Consider the following 20,123-nt stretch of genomic DNA (forward strand, 5'->3'; position numbering starts at 1 on the left):
AGCTTCAGTCTGTGAATAAGTACCAACGTCTAACGAGAGGAATCCTCTTCCACTGTTTCTTTAACCATGGTAGTACATAGTAGTCAAGACCGAACACGCTTCCTGAGCCACCAATTGTAGCGATACCTGCGGATGCATACCAGAGCATTTCATAAGGTGCCATGCCTGAAGTCCAGATCATAACGCCCATACCGATCGTTGCAATCGATGAGAATGCTGTGAATAGACCCAACATAAGAAGTGCACCGAAGGTGATCTCTGCAAGAACCATTCCGATTTGGAATATTTCAGCTAGTACAGTGTAACCTCCATCGGAAGTATAGAAGAATATATCCATAAAGGTATTCATAATGCTAGTAATAAAACCAGGGACAGGTAGAGCTGTTAGCGTCTCGCCTGTACTAGCAACGGCAGAAGCAGCTGTTTGAGCATCTACAACTTCAGCGACATTAGATACAGCTTCACTTGCAGCTGAAGTGGCATCAGATATTGGAGATGGAGGGATTAAGAATATCCGTGAAGGATCTTCGATAATATTCCCAATCTTATTCCAACCCTCTTTGAACCACATAAATCCTACGAAGAGACGAAGTGGCACAATCCAGAAATTCGGTGAACGCTTGGAGAAGTGACCACCTAGGAAGCTTCTACGGTTCTCTACATGGAAGAATTCATGCATCATGTAGGACCATACTTTATTGAATCCAGCAACAGTAGATAGATAGAATAAGTTGATGAAGTGCTTGGATAACATAGCCATGAATCCAGTAAGCATGAACATTTTATTAGGAAGACCTACATTGGCAACGCCATATCGACTACCAATCGAAACCATCGTACCGTGAAAGGCAGGCTTGTAGGATTTCTTCGTTGTACCCATGACATCGGCATGTATATTATGTGCAATAAGTGGAGCGGCATGCTCGGCATTCTCTACCATTTGTGGTACAGGGCGTGTCTCGCCTTCAGGAATAAAGAAAATGTTATCTCCGACAACGTACACGTTCTCGTGATCTAAGCTTTGCAATTTATCATTCGTTTCAATACGTTTGCGACCTTGTTGCTTCACATCTAGTGAACCTACGATTTCGGAGCCTTCTACACCAGCTGTCCAAACAATCGTACTTGCTGCAACTTCCATATCTCCCAGCTTGACAGCTGCAGGATCAACACCTGTAATTTTGGCATTTGTAATGATCTCAACACCAATTTTACGTAGGTATTTCTCGGATTTAGCGATCAACTTATCTGGTAGGATAGGTAGAATCTTAGGGGCCATATCTGCGACAACTAAACGAACATCTTGTTGATCAATATAGAACTCTTTACACAATTCATCACGATACTCAGCCATTTCACCGATTAATTCAACACCGGTGAATCCAGCGCCTACAACTACGAAGGAAAGCTTCGTCTTACGGATGATAGGGTCACTTTCTTTCGCAGCTTCAGTGAACATATTGCGAATTTGTTTCTTTAACCGAACAGCATCGTCATGTGACCATAATGTGAAAGTATTCTCTTCCGCACCTGGGATTCCGAAGAAGGTTGGTTTACTACCCGTTCCGATGACTAGATAATCATAGTCATATGTTGCTGTGTCGGACGTTAATTGTTTGGCATCAAAATCGATGTTCTTGATTTCATCAAGAACGACATCGACCTTTTGATTGGCAAAGATTTTCTTGAGATCAATCTTAACCGCATCTTCAGGCGTACGGTTAGCCGCTACTTCATGTAATTCTGTTAATAGGGTGTGATAGGGATTACGGTCAATTAGCTGAATTTCAACTTCGTTATTCTTCTTGAATTTCTTGGCTAATTTCTTAGCGGTGAGAACACCACCGTAACCTCCGCCCAAAAGGACAATTTTCTTCACAATTAAAGTTCACCTCAATGGTTTCTAATGTATTTCAATGTCTAATAATACCAAGCTTTATTAAAGATTAACAGTTATTATTTGGCACCTTCAAGAGCTTGTTGAGATAATGTTACAAAGTCGGATACAGTGATGGTTACACCTGATACCGCATCTGTTTTTCCTTCTGCATTTATAGTGATTGCTGCAGGGTCTTGTTTCTCAATTAAGAAGTCTTGAGCTGCTTGAGCTTGTTCATGCCATTCAGATAAAGATCCACCATTGGCTTTCATGCCGTATTTACCTTCAATAGAGTTAGCTTGTTTGTCTTCGCCAGCTTCATTCACACCACTGAAGAAAGCGTTAATGATGTTACCATTCGCGATTGTAAGATCAGCAGTACCTTTCCAACCGGAAGCAGAATCGAATTCTGCAGCTTCAGCATGGTATGATCCATCTTTATAAGCACCTGTTTCAGTAGGACCAGCATTCAATGCTTGTTGCGCTAGAACAGCTAGGTCATTAACATGAATAGATACGCCTGTAATGGCATCCGTTTTGCCTTCGCCATCTAGAGTGATTGCTGCAGGGTCTTGCTTCTCGATCAAGAATTGTTCAGCTTTCTCTGCTTGCTCATACCATTCAGCTTGGGCATTACCTTTTTCCTTCATACCGTAATTACCTGCTTTATCTACAGACTTCTTATCAGGCCCTCCCTTGGAACTTACGAAGTTCCAATCAACGGTAGCGATGGCGCCATCTTTCACTGAAAGAACGACATAAGGTTTCCAACCACTGCTCTCATCCAATGTACCTTCAGCATAATAAGCTCCATCTTGATACTTGTCTTCCCCTTCAGTTACTGCTGGTGTAACGGCTTCGTTCGTTGGTTCAGTAGTAGGTGGTGTAGCATCCTTATCGTTTCCACATGCTGCTAATACTCCGACTAACATCACACTGCATAGTAGTAACGTCCATTTCTTTCTCATCGTTAAATCCCCCCCTAGTTGTTTATTATGAATTGGATCATATATTTAAAATGTGAACCGTGTTGATGACGGGCACATTCAATAGCTACTTCTTTTCAAATATGATGTCTACGAAGAGGTTAGCATGATAAATGTCTCAATGTATGTGAAATTAATCACTTGAGAGGTATTGAATATCTACAATTAGATTTAAATCGTCCTGTTGCTTATAAACTATATCAGCTTAGGTCGAATTAGGGAAGAGGTAAATTGGAAGAATTTTAAATAATATTTAAAATATAAGGAAGTATAGGTTCCGCTTGATACTCTATTCCTCATATTAACGAAGTTATTTGAGTCGTTTCATATATGAATGTAATTGTCGAATAAATAGGATTGACAGATGTTTACTTGAGTGTAGAATGGGGACAAAAGAGAGAGTTTTTTAATAGATGGATATGAAAAGGAGTGCATCCTCATACGTGCGGCATCTAAGTTAAAACAAAGACGGAAGTTTTCGTTACAACGAAGGAATTTATTTATTGCAACAGCGGAAGGAATACCTTCTACTATGTTCCAAACGTTGCTTGGAGGACCGTTTCTTACAGGATATTTATTGTATTTGGGTGCAGGTTCTAGCGTTATCGGTTTGGTTCTTGCAATTACAACGCTAGTAAACGTCTTTCAAGTGTTTATCGCTTTTATGATTCAGAAATTACAAAGTCGTAAGTGGACGCTGGTTATATTCATTGCGATTCATAGATTACTCTGGAGCTCTACAGGTCTCATTCCTTTTATATTTGATAAAGAATGGTGGGTACCTGTCTTTATTATTGTTTATACCTCCGCATTTATTGCCAATGCTGTAAGTGGTGTATTATGGGCGTCAGTTATTAGTGATATCGTTCCTGCTGGGGTAAGGGGAAGATATTTTGGAATTAGAAATACGTTCTTAAATGCGCTTGGTAGTATCATGCTGTTTGTTGGTGGTAAAATACTTGATAGTAATCCTGAGAGTACAGGGTTTAAAATATTATTTATTCTTATATTTATTTGTGCAATTGCTAATATTGTTACGTTTTGTTTCTATCCAGATATGCCTTTCGAACGATCCCATGAGAACAAATTATTACCTATGATGAAGAAGCCGTTTCATGATAAACCTTTTATGAAATCAACATTGTTCCTAGCGTTGTGGCTACTTCTTCAGACGATGGTCGTTCCGTTGTTCTCCTATGTAATGCTAGACATATGGCATATTAATTACCAGACAATCTCATTGCTTACTATTGTTCAGACGGTATCCATGATGGCTAGTTTCTACGTATGGGGTAATCTAAATGCTAAATTTAGCAATAAGACACTATTATTTTGGACGCTCCCGATTATAGCTGGATCTTGTATGGTTTGGGGACTCCTTTCATTTCTACCACTGCTACTTGTATTAATGATCTCGCATATATTGTTAGGAGCGGGTATCGGTGGATTCAACCAATTAGTATTCAACTTTACGATTGGAGATACCCCCAAGAGCGAGCGACCTATGTTCATAGCAATGTATGCTGCAATCACGGGTATTACTTCTTTCCTAGGGCCGATGATTGGTGGACAAATATTTAATATGATAAAAGAACTTCCAGATTGGGTTCAACAGTATGGCTTGCAAAGTGTAGTGGGGACGATTATGTTAATTGTAGCGTTGACGTTCGGACGAAGAATTCTTAAAGATTCATAGGAGGGAACTATGGGAGTTCAGGCTGTTGTATTAGGTGCCACAGGATTGGTTGGAGGATTCGTAGTTGCGCAATTGCTACAACGGAAAGAATATGATGTAGTTAAGGTGCTTGTCAGGACGCCATTGAACATGCAGCATCCGAAACTTACGCAGATTGTAGTGGAATGGGATAAACTAGATCAATGTCGCGAGGTCTTTACGGATGTGAGAGATGTGTATTGTTGTTTGGGAACAACAATTAAAAAGGCTGGATCACAGGAACAATTTCGCAAAGTAGATTTTGAATATCCTGTTCATGCGGCTCAATTAGCACATGCTCAGGGTGTTAGTCAGTTTCTAGCTGTATCAGCAATGGGGGCCGATTCTTCATCTCGTGTGTTCTATAGTAGAACCAAAGGAGAAGCGGAGGCTGCTCTTTCGGCTGTTGGAATTCCCTCAGTACAATTATTTCGTCCATCCCTTCTTCTAGGGAAGCGTAACGAGAAACGTTGGGGTGAAGAGGTGGCTGCTAAATTCATGACCGCTTTCGACTTTCTCTTGCGTGGAAAGGGTGCCGTTTATCGTGCGATTCCTGCTGAAGTAGTAGCTCGAGCGATGGTGAATATCGCATTAACGGGATCGTCGGGCCTTCATATTTATCCGAATGAGGTCATTCATATTGTGGGATTGGCTTAATAACTGCGTTAGTAATGTGGTGTTCGGTTGTTATTGGTTCTGTTCATATGGTATGATATACAGTGGTAAATGGAGTTTAATGTCATTGATATAATGAAAAAAAAGTCCCGATTTTATGAAACAAGACTATTAAACTCACCTTTGGAAAGTAAGATTTAGGTGGGTTTTTTCACATGATAAGTTCGATTGTTGCAACAAAAATATGTAAGCAGTGAAACGACAGGAGACAACGATGACTCAACCGCTATATGGCGTATGGTTAGGCGATGTATTTTTTTGTTTTTCAGGTGAGGTATCTGAGCCAAGGGTGGATGCTTGGAGTCGAGTAGTGAAACAGTTTGAATGGAAGGATGGAACTCGTCCTTTTGCTAATGGGGTGTTACGGTTAGCGGAACTTCGATATCCATCCACTACCGCGAACCCTAAAACAAGCAACAGAAGAGGGGAAAGACGTCAACTAATGGGCAGGACATTAGAAGGTCTTGCACTTTCTCCGCAAGATGCATTCTTCATGCTCCTAGCTTGGGATGATGAGACTTGTATAGCACATGGAATACAACCTGGTGCTGAAATGAGTTACTGGGTGAAAGTAGCACGATTTGCATTGGAGCTAATGCTTCGTGGTCGGGTTGCACCTGGGACAGCGCCACTCGTTACAACGGGTTCACGCAGACGTACGAGTGAGCAGATTGTGACCGCTCGATGGAAACCTAAATTGAAGGGCAAACGAGAAGCAGAACGCTTCTTACAATTGGCAGCTTCGATGCCCCCACTTGCATTTGGTGTTCCTGCATTCGTGGGTTCAGAGACGAAGGAGGAAGCGGGCGCTGCCGTGCTGCATTCCTTCTTAAGTGCGATTATTCATATGGAAATTAAAGATGTGATACAGGGATTAGATGCTAAGCTTTCCCGGTATATGGCGAATTATCGGAGAGGTTACTCACCGATTGCTGAATTATGGTGGGATGGGCTCTTGACGGTAAGTCGCGATATTTCAATTCAAGGAACGCCTAGTGAGGTGGGAGAGCTAGCGAAGACGGTATCTCTCATCGGAGGCACTTCTGTTCCTGTAAGTGGAAACGGTGAAGATGAAGAGCATGCTCAGCAGAAGGGACGCCTGAATTTAGGACTACGGATGGAGCCGAGGATGCTAGACGATGTACAGCAATGGCATGTGTCTTTTTGGGGTGAGATCCAAGATGATTACGGGACGTGGCTGCCTGCAAGCTTTATATGGGGCAGAGCTCCTTCGGATTTGGAAGTCAGAGGGAGACATTATGAAGCGGTTCAAGAACAACTTTTGATAGCATTGGGTGAAGCTTCTTTCGTATCCTCTGAAATTCGTGATGCTTTGAATTTCCCGGCACCAGAAGGAATGGAGCTTACACCTGAACAGTTATTCACCTTTGTTCGCGAATCGGTTCCATTGCTAACGGCTGCGGGGGTGAGCGTCCAGCTTCCTTCTCGTTGGAGTAGGGATCGTCGTCGTGTGGGCCTATCACTTAGAATGGTACAGCCTGAAACGATTGAGAGTAGAGAGGGTGTGCCGGCGGCTTTAGGCATGGGGCACTTAATTTCCTTTGAGGTTGAAGCTGCGCTTGGTGGAATGACACTTACGCTAGAAGAGATGGCTAAGTTGGCAGAAGCGGATGTTCCATATACAGAATTTCGTGGTGAATGGATTGAAGTGGATCTCAAAGAAATCCGTCAGGTGTTGCGATATATTAAGCGTCACGAGAAAGGTCAGATGGAAGTATCTGATTGGATGCACTTAACTGCCGAAGATGGCGATGAGCGGATGTGGAAGGGTCTTACCGTCATGGGTATGCAGACGGTGGGAATGTTGTCATCTCTTCTCGAAGGAACAAGTTCGCGGCGTGTGCCAATCCGACCTGTGCCTGAATCGTTGCACGGCGTGTTGCGTCCATATCAGGAGCGAGGTTATCAATGGCTTGCTGCCATGCGGGACCTTGGCTTCGGTGTATGTCTAGCTGATGATATGGGACTTGGAAAGACCGTTCAGGTTATCACTTGTTTACTTGAACGGTTGGCTGAGCAGACTCAGCCTGTACTGATTGTTTGCCCTACATCGTTACTGGGGAATTGGCAACGTGAATTACAGCGTTTCGCACCGGATATGTCTATTTATATCCATCACGGGAATAAGCGACTGCATGGTGAAGAGTTCCTCCAAAAGGTTACACAACATAACATCATCCTTACAACGTACCATTTATGTGGTAGGGATGGCGTAGATTTGGCACAGGTATTATGGGCAACCATCGTGTTGGATGAAGCGCAATATATTAAGAATTACCGAACGAAGCAAGCTCAAAGTGTGATGAAATTGTCTGCTGCACATCGAATTGCGATGACGGGCACACCTGTAGAGAATCGCTTGGGAGAACTATGGTCGATTTTTCAATTTCTAAATCCCGGATATTTAGGGACGTCATCTTCATTCCGTCAACGTTATACTGGGGATGTAGATCAGGAACGTTTGCAGGAATTGCATAGATTGGTTGCGCCTTTCATGCTCCGCAGGCTCAAGAGTGATCCGGATATTGCGAAGGATCTACCCGAGAAGATTGAACTGAAATCTTACTGTACGCTAACCGATGTGCAGGGAGCGATGTATCAAGCTGTTGTTGATCAAATGTTGGTGCAGATTGAACAGCGCACAGGTATCGCGAGGAAGGGTCTCGTGTTATCTTCATTGACCAAATTGAAGCAGATTTGCGATCATCCCCAGCTATTAGGCAAAGAGGAAACTAGGGTGACGAAACAGGAAGCTTCTGGAAAAATGGAGCGCTTGTTAGAGTTACTTGACAGTATTGAAGAGATTGGCGAATCTGCGCTTATTTTCACGCAATACGTGGCTATGGGGCATTTGCTTGTATCACGTCTAGCTGCAAGGTATGGTAAGGCTCCGGCATTCCTGCATGGAGGTGTACTGAAGCAAGAACGCGATGAGATGGTTCGTAATTTCCAAGAGGGAGAGGGCACCTCGTTCTTTGTACTCTCGCTAAAGGCGGGTGGAGTAGGTCTCAATTTAACCCGTGCCAACCATGTGCTTCATTATGATCGCTGGTGGAATCCAGCCGTTGAGAATCAAGCGACGGATCGTGTATTCCGTATTGGACAACATAGGAATGTGCAGGTACACAAGCTCATCTGCCAAGGGACTTTGGAAGAGCGAATTGATGAACTTATTGAGAATAAAAAGTCACTGTCTGAACAAGTAGTAGGTTCGGGTGAGACCTGGTTGACGGAGATGTCAGATACTGATCTAAAGGACCTAATCGCCCTACAAGGCGAAGACTGGATGTGAGAGGAAGTTCAAAAAGTCATCTTTTGATCACGAAGGTTACCAGGAAGCGTATTCGGCATCGAATATTGAATTCACCCGGTCCTTCCGGTGCTCACGTAGGTACTGCCTACGCTCCGCTCCTCAGTCCCTAGCTTCATCCAATCTTCTCGGTGCTGAAAACCTGACTTTTTGAACTGGCATTGTAAATAATAAGAGGAGGGATGAGGGTGACAGATGTAGCGAAAGTCTTACTTGATGCGCGTCCGGGCATATTGATAGGGACGTTTACCAAATCCCTTGACGAACAGACTGAAGATAACAACCACGAGGTGAAGATACCTGTGGAGATATGTTCTCCTCAAGTTCAAGAGGGGATTCTCTCGGAACTAACGGGGAACCCTCATGATTTGTACCTTCTTCTCAGCGGAGAGGCTCCGGTATGGCTTCGTGATGTATTGCCTTCATCAGCAAATATCATGTTGACAGAAGCAACTTGTCATTGCGGAGATTCGACTTGTCCAAGGTTGTTATCTGTGCGTGAATATGCTTCTGAGCAGTTGGCTACTGATCCGATGATTGGGTTAGCCCTTATAGGATTGCCTCGTAAAGAACTGTTGTTCAGGGTTTTTGGTACATGGTCTACTTCAACGACCTCTCAGGCAAAGGAGATAGCGGCAGTAGAGTCATCACTACTCGAAGAGAAAGAGAAGCTTGGGCCTACTCCAGGAGATTGGCTAGCAGAGGCTGCTGAGCAAGGAAGACTGCATGAGCCAGGTCCTCTATTTCGAGATGTAACCGTATATCTTTCGCGAGCAGAGGATTCGGAACTACATGCAGATGACTGGACTCCATTGTTGGATGGGGTTCCCGGGGTTCAAAAGGCGCTACGAATGATTCTGAAGAAAACAGCCGACACAGCTGAGAAGCGCCGTAGGGTATGGTTTAAGGAATGAGTGGACCGTGCACATAAACCTAATGTTGTGTATTATAAATAGTAAAGTGAAGTAAGGAGAGTTTAGAATGAAATTACAGACATGGCAAACGAAGCATTGGATTCGTCTGTTTGCTCCAGTTCTTTTATTGTCCAGCATACTTCTTGCTGGTTGCGGATCTGAAACAGGGGGTTCCGCTCAAGGAGAAGGACAAGCGTTGCAGGCATCACCTGCTGGTCAAGGGGATCAGCAGGAAGTAGTAAAGGATGGACAAGCTATCGATCCGGTTATGGCGATGCGTAATGAAAATGCACTTCAGGCTACCATTCAAGAAGTGGACGGTCATGATGTAGTGACGAATCCAGAAGCGGTAACGGTGATTGTGAATAAACAACGGCGTCTTCCTGAAGGCTACGAGCCAAAGGATCTAGTGGAGCCGAATGTTCCTTTTTCTTTCGATGGACCACATGAGAAACGAATGATGCGTAAAGAAGCTGCGGAAGCGTTGGAAAAGCTATTTGCTAGAGCAGAATCCGAAGGTATTGAATTGCGAGCCGTCTCGGGATACCGTTCCTATGCACGTCAGAAGGTGATCTATGAAACTAATGTTCGTAATAGGGGAGAGGAAGAAGCTTCTCGCGTTAGTTCTGCACCAGGTAATAGTGAACATCAGACGGGTCTTACAATTGATGTCTCCAGCCCAAGTGTAGGTAATGCACTTGAAGAGTCATTTGGACAGACTAGAGAAGGCAAGTGGCTGGCGGAGCATGCACCAGAGTATGGTTTCGTTATCCGATACCTAGAAGATGCTGAGGATAAGACAGGCTATGTATATGAACCATGGCATATTCGGTATTTCGGTACTGATTTGGCACCAGGACTTGCTGCTAGTGGACTAACGGTGGAAGAATATTTTGATGAGAGCAATATTAAACTCTAGTTATGTTGTGTACTTATACATTGAAGAGAATGATGCGCAAAGAAATAGCAGATCAGGGTTATCCTTGGTCTGCTATTTCTATTTATTAGTTGCGGATTCCTATTTAATTACTTGCTAGCGTTAGTTTGACGGCGAAGCACACCAAAGGCTTCGAGTAGGAAGCGAGATGGCTCGACAGCTTTGCCATGGTAATGAAGTGGTGAAGTAATGTAAAGTCGCTCCTTAGCCCGAGTAACAGCTACATACGCTAGACGCCGTTCTTCCTCAAGTGCAGCAGCCTTAGCAAGTTTGGCATCCATCGTCTGTGGACGAGTGGCCTTCATTTCTTGGGGAAGCTGTTCTTTCAACACGGTACTATGAGGAAGAATTCCCTCACTTGCACCGATCCAGTAGACTTGGCGGAACTCCATCCCTTTGGCCCGGTGAATGGTTAATAGCTGTACTGCTTGACCAGCACCATCATCACGGAGGGCTTCCATTTGCTGATGTCGCAACGTTAATTCATCAGCATGAGCTATGAATAGTTCGACCGTATCGAACCGTGCCGCAGCACTCTCAAGCTCATCTAGGTTATCAGTCAGCGTTTCTTTATATTGGGTATGAAGAAGCGGGTCCCCGGCTTCTAAATATTTATCGTAGAATAATCTTCTCATTTCCTGAATAGCGTACAGCGGCTTGAGAGATGCCAGTTTCTTAATTAATTTGATCCGCTCTTTGACAGCGACCTGCTGGAAAGGCTGAAGACGATCCCATCGCGTGAGGTGAATGAGTGGATATTTCTTCGACTGCTTCTTCTCTTCATTCATTAAATAGCTCATGCCATCTTCACGCGGGATATAGAGTGGACCAAGTGCGCTCTGATAAGCTTCTTTACAGCGTGGATTCACAGATAATCTAAGATGATCCATCAAGGTCTTAATGACCGTCTGATCATAGAACACCGTGTTACTTCCATATTGAACAAAAGGAATTCCTCGAAGTAATAGTTGTTCTAACATAGAGCGACTACTACCTGCAGTTCGATGAAGAATAGCGATGTCTGAGTAAGTAACTTCTCCCAGTCGTACTTGCTCTTCTAAGTGATCCGCAACAAAGGCGGCCTCGTCCTCTACAGTAGCGGGAGAAGCATAGTAAGGAGCGTCACCTTCAGATCCTGCGGCCACAAGTTGCTTATGACGTCGGAATTCATTGTGAGCAATGAGGGCTGTACCTAGGCCAAGAATTCTAGAGTCGCTTCGATAATTGATCGGAAGTGTAATGATTGTGGCATCCGAGTAGATTTGATCGAACTGTAGAACAGATTCCTGTCGTGCACCATTAAAAGAATAGATCGTTTGATCATCATCTCCTACAACCATGAGATTGCGTTGTTCAGCAGATAATTTCTGCACGATTTCATATTGGACTGTATTGGTATCCTGAAATTCATCGACCATCAAATAGGTGAATCGCGATTGCAATTGAGTTAATCGAGAGGGATCATTCAATAATGATGTTGTATGTAACAATATATCATCGAAATCCCATTGATTACGTCCTTGTTTCCATTCTTCATACGTAAGCAGGATATTCTTGATCTTTCTTTCTTCCTCTGTGTTAGAGGGGAGTTCAGAGGGCCGTTTGCCGCTCATCTTCCATGATGAAAGTGCTGCTAAGAGTGTTTCTGGTTGATAGGTTTCACCTAATTTTAGGCGACGAAGTATGATTTTCATGATCGTATGTTTGGTTGAGAAATCACTAAGTATTTGCTCTTGTTGCCCAGACTGACGTAATAGAGATAATCCGAAAGAGTGGAAGGTACGAGCTTGTACAGATCGTGCTGCAACAGGTGAAATACAAGGGATGTTGGCAATTCGCTCCTTAATCTCTGATGCTGCTTTACTTGTGAAAGTTACTAATAGTATTTGGGAAGCTGGAACATTACGAACGGCGATTAAATATCCTGTCCGTGCGGCTAAAACCGTTGTTTTACCACAACCAGCTCCAGCAAGTGTAAGTAAAGGTCCCTGACCGTGGCGCACGGCATCAATCTGTGGTCCATTGAGATGAATTCCTTCTTGCTCTAGTGCGCGGAAGTAGAAAGCATCTTCCATAGGTTGAAGAACGAGTTCTTTACTGGTGGTTGTTGGAGCAGATCGCGTCTGTGGTAAGGGGGTGGATATAGGCACGCCTGTCGGGTGTGATTGATATTTAGTAGTTAATTGTGGCAATTACGGCCTACCTTTCTGAACTGTACAGGATATACCTTTTCACAATCCATATATAAATTTGTTATGATAGAGTCAGAGTCACTTGTTTTGGTTTAAAAAGTATCGATAGTTATCATTATAACGCTAATGACAAGTTTAAAGACAATATAGTAATGAAAGTAGAATAATCGCGATCTAAATAATCGCGATCTAATCGAGAAGGAGAATAATGATGAATATTATGCAACGAATCAAAAGTGGAGCGAATCGCGTAACCCAAAAGGCTCAAGATATGGTGGAAATTAATAAAATTAAAACTCAAATTACTGAAGTTGAAAGAGAAATGGATATTCACTTCTTGCAGATGGGTAAAGTATTCTATGTGGGGTATCAAACGGAAGATATGAGCGTGGCTGAGATAGAAATGGTTAAATTGTCAAAAGCTTGTGATACACTGTGGGAAGCTGTAGAGGAACTTCGTGGACGTATTGCAGAATTGCAGAACGAAAGGTTATGTCATTGTGGTCATGTTGTGGAACTGAAGGTTAACTTTTGTCCACATTGTGGCACAAAGATGTCAGGAAGTGAGTCTAAAAGTAGGAAGGAAAAGATGGTTCCTACCGAGAAGCAATCTATACAACCAGAAGAATTGGAGATACTAAACCCGAACTACACTGAAACGAATGAAAAGGAAGATCAGGTGGAGAGCGTGGATATGCAAGTACAGAGTTTAGAACGCGAACGTAGACAAGTAGAGGAACTAGAACGTGAGCGTGAGAGACAATTAGAGCTTGATCGTCGAATTCGGTATTGGAAAGGGCAAGATGACGGTGAGTCGAGTATTAAGGATGAAGAGGAAATCCCGGAAGAAACATTTAATTGTCAGATTTGTGCGGTTGATTTGCCTTTAGGATCTAAGTGGTGTCCGCGGTGTGGTGCGGAACAAATTTAATAATCTAGCCAAACATTGGTTTTTAGAAAAAATGGAATACGTTCATGCAGCTTGGGAGGACAGAAGAATGGAACAATTATTACATCATCTTCGGAATCTAGGGTTTACGGAGATGGAAGCCAAAGTCATGGTCGAATTGGCAGGAAAAGGCCCCTCATCAGGATATGAGGTAGCTAAAAGATTAGGTGTATCGCGTTCTAATGTATACACTACGTTACAACGGTTGTCCCTGCAGGGATTCCTTCATCATAGTTCTGGGGAGCCTATCCGCTATAGTATGATTAGTACGGAAGAGTTAACGCACATGATCTCAGGACAAATGCGCGAATCTCTTTCCTATATCGAGAATCAAATGCCAAGAATAGAGCCAGAACAGCCTCCTTTCCTTTCTGTAGAGGGCGACCATCATGTCCTAGCAGCGTTAGTACAGAGGTTGGAGAGGGCAGAAAAGGAAATTGTCATTGATGTATCGCATGAAGAAGCTACGCTGTTACGGGATGAATTGGAGCGTGCTGAGAGCAGAGGAGTAAAGCTGCTCTGGTCTACGGATGGTGGGGAAACGTCCCTAAGCCGTCATATGTTATGGCCAGGATGGAACTTATCATTCACACAGACCTCAGTAAATGTAGGGCGTAAATTCTCATTTGTTATCGATCGGACGTGGTGTATGCTCGGCATGCGCGGAGAGGATTTGCCAACGAGTGCTATGGTGAGTGTTCACCCGGCGATGTCGGAGTTACTGCTTAGTCATTTCACACAGGAGATGGTTCTTTATGAAATGGAGCAAGATATCGGAGATACTCTAACAGAACGCTATGGTCATCACTATGAACAAATTTACAAGAAGTATGTAGGCGTAGATAACAACATTAAGGGGGAATGAAGACATGCAGGAGTGTCTCGTTCATTTCGAAGTGAAGTATAAAGAAGAAATCAAACATTTGCGGGGAATTATTTTTCTTGATGAGAAGCAACAGCCAGGTGATGAACAGCTTTTGGATATGCTTAAAGATATGAATTACAACGTCGTAATTGCTGATCGTGAAACATTATTGTTTAAATCAGTTGATCCCTCGTCGGAATACATTTCCATTAGGATTACTGAGTTAGATATGGGGGAAGAAAAGTACACTGAGGATAGAGATCTTAAGTCTATTCTGAGTAATCTACTGTAGTGGAATGCTAGTATTCACATCATTCTATTATTTTCCCCTTTATTTAATGATGTGCTATGCGTTATAATACTTGAGTTACATTTCATTTCATACTAACATTGTCATATGACTCCGTATATGTGCAGGAATAGGCCTGCATGTCTCTACCTGATCACCGGAATGATTGGTCTACGGGTTAACTGCAACATGCCCAATCCATCCTTCTATTCAGAGAACTTGACTGAGAAGCATAGTACGATTAGGTATGTCTGTTAATCTAAAGCCCTGGATTCCCTGCTGCAAGTTGGCGGTGATGAAAGGGTTGTTTTGCGCAAGTATAGGAAAAAAGTATCGCCATGTATATAACTAGAGGGGGAATTAATATGCAATTGCTAAGAAAGAAAGTCATCAACGAAGGTATCGTACTAAGTAACCAAGTATTGAAGGTTGATTCTTTTTTGAATCATCAGATGGATCCAGAATTAATGAAAGAAGTAGGTAAGGAATTCACACGCAGATTTGTTGATCAGAAAATTACACGGGTGTTGACCATTGAATCGTCAGGAATCGCACCAGGGATTATGACGGCGCTAGAGTTAAATGTCCCGATGATCTTTGCCCGTAAACATAAATCATTGACGCTTAAACAAGATATCTACGTGGAGAAGGTATTCTCATTCACGAAACAAGAGACCAATGAAATTACAGTCTCTAAGAAATTTATTGATCCTACAGATCGCGTATTGATTATCGATGATTTCCTCGCGAATGGTGAAGCGGCATTCGGATTAGCTCGGATCGTGGAGCAGGCAGGAGCAGAGGTTGTAGGAATTGGGATCGTTATCGAGAAATCCTTCCAACCAGGTCGTCGACTATTGTTAGAAGCAGGGTATCGTGTAGAATCCCTTGTACGTATTGCTGCGTTGGACAATGGGACTGTGACCTTTGTAGAAGAGGATATGTAAGATAGTTTTACTATGAACTAGGGGGAAGAAACAGCATATGCAACAGCAAGAACAGGGTCATGAACCTATTTTTCAGAAAAACAGAAATCCAGTCCATACATTATCTTTAGGACTTCAGCATGTGTTAGCGATGTATGCGGGTGCAGTTATTGTTCCGCTCATTGTGGCGGGGCAATTAGGTCTTACAACGGAACAATTAACCTACCTCATCTCTATTGATTTACTTGCTTGTGGTGTGGCGACATTGCTACAGGTATTTGGGAATCGATTCTTCGGGATCGGTCTTCCTGTGATGTTAGGATGTGCCTTTCAAGCTGTATCTCCAATGATCGCGATCGGACAGAGTCATGGCGTGTCTGCCATATACGGAGCGATCATCGCTTCGGGTATCTTTGTCATTCTATTCTCGGGTTTATTTGGCAAGCTTATAGCCTTATTTCCACCTGTTGTAACAGGATCAGTCGTGACGATCATTGGTGTGACGCTTATTCCGGTTGCATTAACGGATATAGGAGGCGGACAGGGAGCGGTAGATTTCGGAAGTTCCTTGAATCTGTCTCTTGGATTCGGCGTGTTATTGTTTATTATTTTGATGAACCGCTTTACTAAAGGGTTCATACGCTCTATATCTGTTCTAATAGGATTAATTGCGGGTACTGTCGTAGCGGGTATGTTAGGTCATGTTGATCTAGCCCCGTTGAGAGATGCGAGTTGGTTCCAAGCCGTACAACCATTCTATTTCGGGAAGCCGACATTTCATGCCTCAGCTATTATTACGATGATCTTGGTAGCTATCGTGAGTGTCGCGGAATCGACGGGCGTGTTCATGGCACTCAGTAAAATTGTTGGTAAAGAGCTTACCTCGAAGGATCTGACTCGTGGGTATCGTGCGGAAGGAATCGCTATCGTTGTTGGGGGAATATTCAACTCTTTTCCTTACACGACGTATTCTCAAAATGTAGGGCTCGTACAAATGAGTCGTGTTAAGACGAGGGATGTCATCGTCGTTGCAGGTGGAATATTAGTGGTGATCGGCTTCGTACCGAAGATTGCTGCATTAACACAGCTCGTGCCAACTCCTGTGTTGGGCGGGGCGATGGTTGCTTTATTCGGAATGGTTGTCTCATCAGGAATCCGGATGCTTGGTGATCAAGTGGATCTGAATCGGTATGAGAACTTGTTCATCATTGCTTGTTCTGTAGGTATGGGACTTGGAGTAACCGTAGTACCGGAAGTATTTATACAATTGCCAGCATGGCTTCGTATTCTCGTTGACAATGGTATTGTGGCTGGTAGTGTTACTGCTATTGTCATGAATCTTATTTTTAATGGTCTCAAAGGGAATGACGCTGTTCAATCGGAATAAGGCTATCCAAGTACAATGAGATCGTGATAGATCAGGGGCTGCTCCACTCGTAGATGACAATCAACGAGTAGAGCAGCCCCTTTGTCTTTGAAGATATGGGAATTAATTTATTATGCGCCTCTAGGGATCATTAATTGTAAGCCGCTAGGGGATACTGTGGAATCGTAAGGACGGTTAGGCATAGTCTCTCCATCGCCAAGTGCCAATCTCTTTTGCTCAGTATGAAATGAAATAGAACGACCTCGAAGCATGGTGACGAATGGAAGATTGACATGATTCCCGGTTAGCGCTCTTGGAAATAGGCGAAGTAGCTGCAAGCGAGTGCAACCATGGACGACACATATGTCCAAGAGACCATCATTCGGCTGGGCCTGAGGTGAAATTTTGAATCCACCTCCGTAAGAGACAGCATTGGAAATGGCAGTCATCCAAGTGTTATCGTAAGTCGTTGTATTATTATCGCAAGTGACACTGACCTTTGTAGGTTTGTATGTAAGCACCGTATGGAGAATGCCGATGATATAGGCGACCTTACCTACTCGAAGCATATTACACCATTTCTTATACTTGCTTTGGTTCACATTCTCTGCGACCTGGGCATCGAAACCTATAGCGAGCGCTGTTAATGTTAGGACCCCTGAAGTTGAGATCAGATCAACAGCCTGAATCTTCCCTCTGAAAATAACTTCTAGCGCGCTTTTTGTATCAAAGGGTATACCAAAACTTCGAGCTGTATCGTTACCTGAACCGGCTGGAATAACGGCTAAGGGTATACCGGTCTTGTGTAGAACGGGCAGAGTGCTGTGAATTGTACCATCGCCACCGATGATGGCAACAGCTTGCCATGACTCCGGTTGCTGAAGCATTTCAGAGAGAAAGCTTGCGGCTTGAGCGGAACTTTCTGTAAAGATATGACGATGTGGAATCTTACGATCTTGTAGGATGGTGTGTACTTTGTTCCATGTTCGGAGCCCATTTCCACTTCCTGACTTCTTGTTAATAAGAAATAGATACATCGATTTACCTCCAAAAATTCAATAATAATGTAATAAAAATATAATCATGTGTTCTAACTACTGTAACCTGTGGCGAAGTATGATACAATAGGAATGAGTGATTCAGCTGCACTGGTTTTCGGGTAACTCGTTTGTCAAATACTCGAGCGGTGATCGAAGAGCTTTCTATCCACACATAATTCATATTACTCCACGATGTTTCAAGGAAGATCTTTTCGGCATTCTCTTAACCCGAGCTTTTCATTCAGCGATTTGGGAGGGAACAATTATGGCAACTAAAGGTCATAACGAAGTCAAGGAAAGTCTAAGGGAAATGACACGTATTTTCCAGCCTAAGGATCCAAAGAAGTTTGTGAAGGATTACGTCAGGAAATATCATATTATGGGAGGATACGAAGAGGAATTAACCTCTGTGGTAGAGCATGAACTAGGACGGATGAATTCTTCTACGTTATAATGCAATGATTATTGAATTTTATGAAAGATCCTTATAAACTGTCTTCTGCGGTATTTACCGCGGAACTCGGTTTTTTTGTTATGGGTTATAAGAATGACATGTGACAGATATGTTTCAGATGACACAATGTTGGCAAATATAGAAAGAGTAGTCTAGCGACGTATTTTTCAGGTATATTTTATAAACCTTATTGTTTATTAAAACTCTTTTCTTTATATGAAACCGATTACAAAGCTTAGTCTCATGCTATTTTTTGAAGATTTGAACAATTTGTGAACTAGGCGCCAATCATTGACAAAGTGGTACCTTAAACTTATATTAAAATAGGTGATACTTTTAATTGACAAATACATATTTTTCGTTATTTTAAAGGTGTTTTTAGTGATCGATGTTTGAAAAAATATATTAAATTGCATAAAAAGTGGGGTAGATTATGATGAAAAGATGGCAGGCCATGAAGAAACTCCTTCCTATGCTAGCGATGTTCACCTTGCTGTTGGCAGGTTGTGGCCGTGAGGACTTGTCGGTGCTGAGACCGCAAGGGCCTGTGGCACAGGGGCAGTACAATTTAATATTGCTGTCCATCTCAATTATGTTCGTTGTATTGGTTATTGTTTTTGCGATTTCAGCGTTTGTACTTATTAAATTCCGTAGAAAACCAGAACACACAGAAATGCCTGAACAAGTTGAGGGTAATTTCAAGTTGGAAATCATTTGGACAGTTATTCCATTGATATTAGTACTTGTTCTTGCAGTACCTACTGTTAAAGAGGTATTTGCTTTCGGAAACGATCATTCTAATGACAAGGATGCTATACAAGTGAAAGTTACGGGACATCAATACTGGTGGGAGTTTGAATATCCTCAGTATGGCATTACTACAGCACAAGATCTGATTATTCCAACGAATAAGCATATTGCGTTTGAACTGAAGACAGCAGACGTAATCCACTCATTCTGGGTACCATCCCTATCAGGGAAGCTGGATACTAACCCAGATGGAACCTTGAACAAGTTCAGTTTCGTTGCTCCTAATGAAGGTGTATATCTAGGTAAATGTGCGGAATTATGTGGGCCTTCACATGGATTTATGGAGTTTAAAGTGAAATCGGTAAGTCAGGAATCTTTTGATCAATGGATTACGGCTATGGAAGCACCGATGGTAGCTTTGGAGGATGAAGCACTTGCAGATACATTCAAGAACCAATGTTTAACATGCCATGCCGTAGGTGATCAAGGTGGTCTGTCTGGCCCGAGTCTAACGGGAATTGGTTCGCGTGAAGCGGTTGCAGGTATATTATTGAACTCCGAGACGCCTGGAGAATATACGAACACCGTTGAGGAGAACTTGAAAGAATGGCTCCATGATCCTCAGTCAGTGAAGCCAGGTAATAAAATGCCTGCACCAAAAGACTTAGGGCTTACCGATGCAGAAATTGATGGTATTGCAGCATACTTAGCCAATTACAAATTAGATTATTAACTAGTGTGTGTTCAAAAAGTCGAGTAGTCCTCTTGATATACTTCGTGACCCAAAGATGACTTTTTGAACAACCTCTAAATAACAGCAAGGACTCTAAAGGGGGTACAAACCTTGGCTCACGCT

The 20,123-nt window shown here is 42.9% G+C and carries 16 protein-coding genes and 1 riboswitch; of the genes, 12 read left to right on the forward strand and 4 right to left on the reverse strand.

Features of this window, described 5'->3' with window-relative positions; all coding sequences use genetic code 11:
- Positions 1-4: 4 nt before the first annotated feature.
- Positions 5-1,879, reverse strand: coding sequence for an FAD-dependent oxidoreductase (locus AC1TO8_RS12945; RefSeq protein ID WP_482056040.1), 1,875 nt, complete (start codon positions 1,877-1,879; stop codon positions 5-7).
- Positions 1,880-1,956: 77 nt separating this feature from the next.
- Positions 1,957-2,847 carry an FMN-binding protein gene (locus tag AC1TO8_RS12950; RefSeq protein WP_482056041.1) on the reverse strand — a complete coding sequence of 297 codons (891 nt, stop codon included), beginning with the start codon at positions 2,845-2,847 and terminating at the stop codon, positions 1,957-1,959.
- A 550-nt stretch (positions 2,848-3,397) separates the two neighbouring features.
- Here AC1TO8_RS12950 and AC1TO8_RS12955 point away from each other — a divergent pair.
- From AC1TO8_RS12955 to AC1TO8_RS12975, 5 genes are all read left to right on the forward strand, one after another.
- A complete protein-coding gene (locus AC1TO8_RS12955; protein ID WP_482056042.1) occupies positions 3,398-4,561 on the forward strand; it encodes an MFS transporter in 1,164 nt (387 codons plus the stop codon).
- 9 nt (positions 4,562-4,570) lie between these two features.
- Complete coding sequence (locus tag AC1TO8_RS12960) at positions 4,571-5,236, forward strand: oxidoreductase (protein WP_482056043.1); 666 nt, start codon at positions 4,571-4,573, stop codon at positions 5,234-5,236.
- A 232-nt stretch (positions 5,237-5,468) separates the two neighbouring features.
- A complete protein-coding gene (locus AC1TO8_RS12965) occupies positions 5,469-8,567 on the forward strand; it encodes a DEAD/DEAH box helicase (RefSeq protein WP_482056044.1) in 3,099 nt (1,032 codons plus the stop codon).
- Between the two features lie 206 nt (positions 8,568-8,773).
- Positions 8,774-9,499 carry a hypothetical protein gene (locus AC1TO8_RS12970; RefSeq protein ID WP_482056045.1) on the forward strand — a complete coding sequence of 242 codons (726 nt, stop codon included), beginning with the start codon at positions 8,774-8,776 and terminating at the stop codon, positions 9,497-9,499.
- 67 nt (positions 9,500-9,566) lie between these two features.
- Positions 9,567-10,418: a M15 family metallopeptidase gene (locus tag AC1TO8_RS12975; RefSeq protein ID WP_482056046.1), complete on the forward strand. Its 852-nt coding sequence runs from the start codon at positions 9,567-9,569 to the stop codon at positions 10,416-10,418.
- A gap of 107 nt (positions 10,419-10,525) precedes the next feature.
- On the opposite strand, the gene AC1TO8_RS12980 is transcribed toward AC1TO8_RS12975, so the two are convergent.
- The gene (locus AC1TO8_RS12980) at positions 10,526-12,628 is read right to left on the reverse strand and encodes an ATP-dependent helicase (RefSeq protein ID WP_482056047.1); all 2,103 of its coding nucleotides are present in this window, start codon (positions 12,626-12,628) and stop codon (positions 10,526-10,528) included.
- 208 nt (positions 12,629-12,836) lie between these two features.
- On the opposite strand from AC1TO8_RS12980, the gene AC1TO8_RS12985 reads away from it, so the two are divergent.
- The 5 genes from AC1TO8_RS12985 (at position 12,837) to AC1TO8_RS13005 (ending at position 17,044) form a co-directional block, all read left to right on the forward strand.
- Positions 12,837-13,559, forward strand: coding sequence for a zinc ribbon domain-containing protein (locus AC1TO8_RS12985; RefSeq protein ID WP_482056048.1), 723 nt, complete (start codon positions 12,837-12,839; stop codon positions 13,557-13,559).
- 67 nt (positions 13,560-13,626) lie between these two features.
- Positions 13,627-14,442, forward strand: a complete 816-nt coding sequence (locus AC1TO8_RS12990; RefSeq protein ID WP_482056049.1) for a TrmB family transcriptional regulator — start codon at positions 13,627-13,629, stop codon at positions 14,440-14,442.
- Positions 14,443-14,446: 4 nt separating this feature from the next.
- Positions 14,447-14,734 (forward strand): hypothetical protein, encoded by a 288-nt coding sequence (locus AC1TO8_RS12995; RefSeq protein ID WP_482056050.1) that lies wholly within the window; start codon positions 14,447-14,449, stop codon positions 14,732-14,734.
- A 91-nt stretch (positions 14,735-14,825) separates the two neighbouring features.
- A riboswitch (purine riboswitch) is annotated at positions 14,826-14,925 on the forward strand.
- A gap of 171 nt (positions 14,926-15,096) precedes the next feature.
- Positions 15,097-15,678, forward strand: a complete 582-nt coding sequence (locus AC1TO8_RS13000) for a xanthine phosphoribosyltransferase (protein WP_482056051.1) — start codon at positions 15,097-15,099, stop codon at positions 15,676-15,678.
- A 37-nt stretch (positions 15,679-15,715) separates the two neighbouring features.
- Positions 15,716-17,044, forward strand: a complete 1,329-nt coding sequence (locus AC1TO8_RS13005; protein WP_482056052.1) for a nucleobase:cation symporter-2 family protein — start codon at positions 15,716-15,718, stop codon at positions 17,042-17,044.
- A gap of 110 nt (positions 17,045-17,154) precedes the next feature.
- Here AC1TO8_RS13005 and AC1TO8_RS13010 read toward each other — a convergent pair whose 3' ends face one another.
- Entirely contained in the window at positions 17,155-18,060 is a 906-nt protein-coding gene (locus AC1TO8_RS13010; protein WP_482056053.1) for a diacylglycerol/lipid kinase family protein, read from the reverse strand.
- 268 nt (positions 18,061-18,328) lie between these two features.
- Here AC1TO8_RS13010 and AC1TO8_RS13015 point away from each other — a divergent pair, with 268 nt between their 5' ends.
- Together AC1TO8_RS13015 and coxB are read left to right on the forward strand one after the other, a co-directional pair.
- Entirely contained in the window at positions 18,329-18,517 is a 189-nt protein-coding gene (locus AC1TO8_RS13015) for a hypothetical protein (RefSeq protein WP_482056054.1), read from the forward strand.
- Positions 18,518-18,950: 433 nt separating this feature from the next.
- On the forward strand, positions 18,951-20,000 hold the full coding sequence (coxB, locus tag AC1TO8_RS13020) for a cytochrome c oxidase subunit II (RefSeq protein ID WP_482056055.1): 1,050 nt from the start codon (positions 18,951-18,953) through the stop codon (positions 19,998-20,000).
- Positions 20,001-20,123: the final 123 nt, after the last annotated feature.

Source organism: Paenibacillus sp. Y859 (genome assembly GCF_056786405.1).

What these genes read in the sequence shown, in the direction of transcription:
- AC1TO8_RS12990 (WP_482056049.1), top strand. Translation starts at nt 13,627, where the DNA reads ATGGAACAATTATTACATCATCTTCGGAATCTAGGGTTTACGGAGATG.
- AC1TO8_RS12950 (WP_482056041.1), bottom strand. Translation starts at nt 2,847, where the DNA reads ATGAGAAAGAAATGGACGTTACTACTATGCAGTGTGATGTTAGTCGGA.
- AC1TO8_RS13005 (WP_482056052.1), top strand. Translation starts at nt 15,716, where the DNA reads ATGCAACAGCAAGAACAGGGTCATGAACCTATTTTTCAGAAAAACAGA.
- coxB (WP_482056055.1), top strand. Translation starts at nt 18,951, where the DNA reads ATGATGAAAAGATGGCAGGCCATGAAGAAACTCCTTCCTATGCTAGCG.
- AC1TO8_RS12975 (WP_482056046.1), top strand. Translation starts at nt 9,567, where the DNA reads ATGAAATTACAGACATGGCAAACGAAGCATTGGATTCGTCTGTTTGCT.
- AC1TO8_RS13000 (WP_482056051.1), top strand. Translation starts at nt 15,097, where the DNA reads ATGCAATTGCTAAGAAAGAAAGTCATCAACGAAGGTATCGTACTAAGT.
- AC1TO8_RS12995 (WP_482056050.1), top strand. Translation starts at nt 14,447, where the DNA reads ATGCAGGAGTGTCTCGTTCATTTCGAAGTGAAGTATAAAGAAGAAATC.
- AC1TO8_RS13010 (WP_482056053.1), bottom strand. Translation starts at nt 18,060, where the DNA reads ATGTATCTATTTCTTATTAACAAGAAGTCAGGAAGTGGAAATGGGCTC.
- AC1TO8_RS12955 (WP_482056042.1), top strand. Translation starts at nt 3,398, where the DNA reads ATGTTCCAAACGTTGCTTGGAGGACCGTTTCTTACAGGATATTTATTG.
- AC1TO8_RS12965 (WP_482056044.1), top strand. Translation starts at nt 5,469, where the DNA reads ATGACTCAACCGCTATATGGCGTATGGTTAGGCGATGTATTTTTTTGT.
- AC1TO8_RS13015 (WP_482056054.1), top strand. Translation starts at nt 18,329, where the DNA reads ATGGCAACTAAAGGTCATAACGAAGTCAAGGAAAGTCTAAGGGAAATG.
- AC1TO8_RS12985 (WP_482056048.1), top strand. Translation starts at nt 12,837, where the DNA reads ATGATGAATATTATGCAACGAATCAAAAGTGGAGCGAATCGCGTAACC.
- AC1TO8_RS12960 (WP_482056043.1), top strand. Translation starts at nt 4,571, where the DNA reads ATGGGAGTTCAGGCTGTTGTATTAGGTGCCACAGGATTGGTTGGAGGA.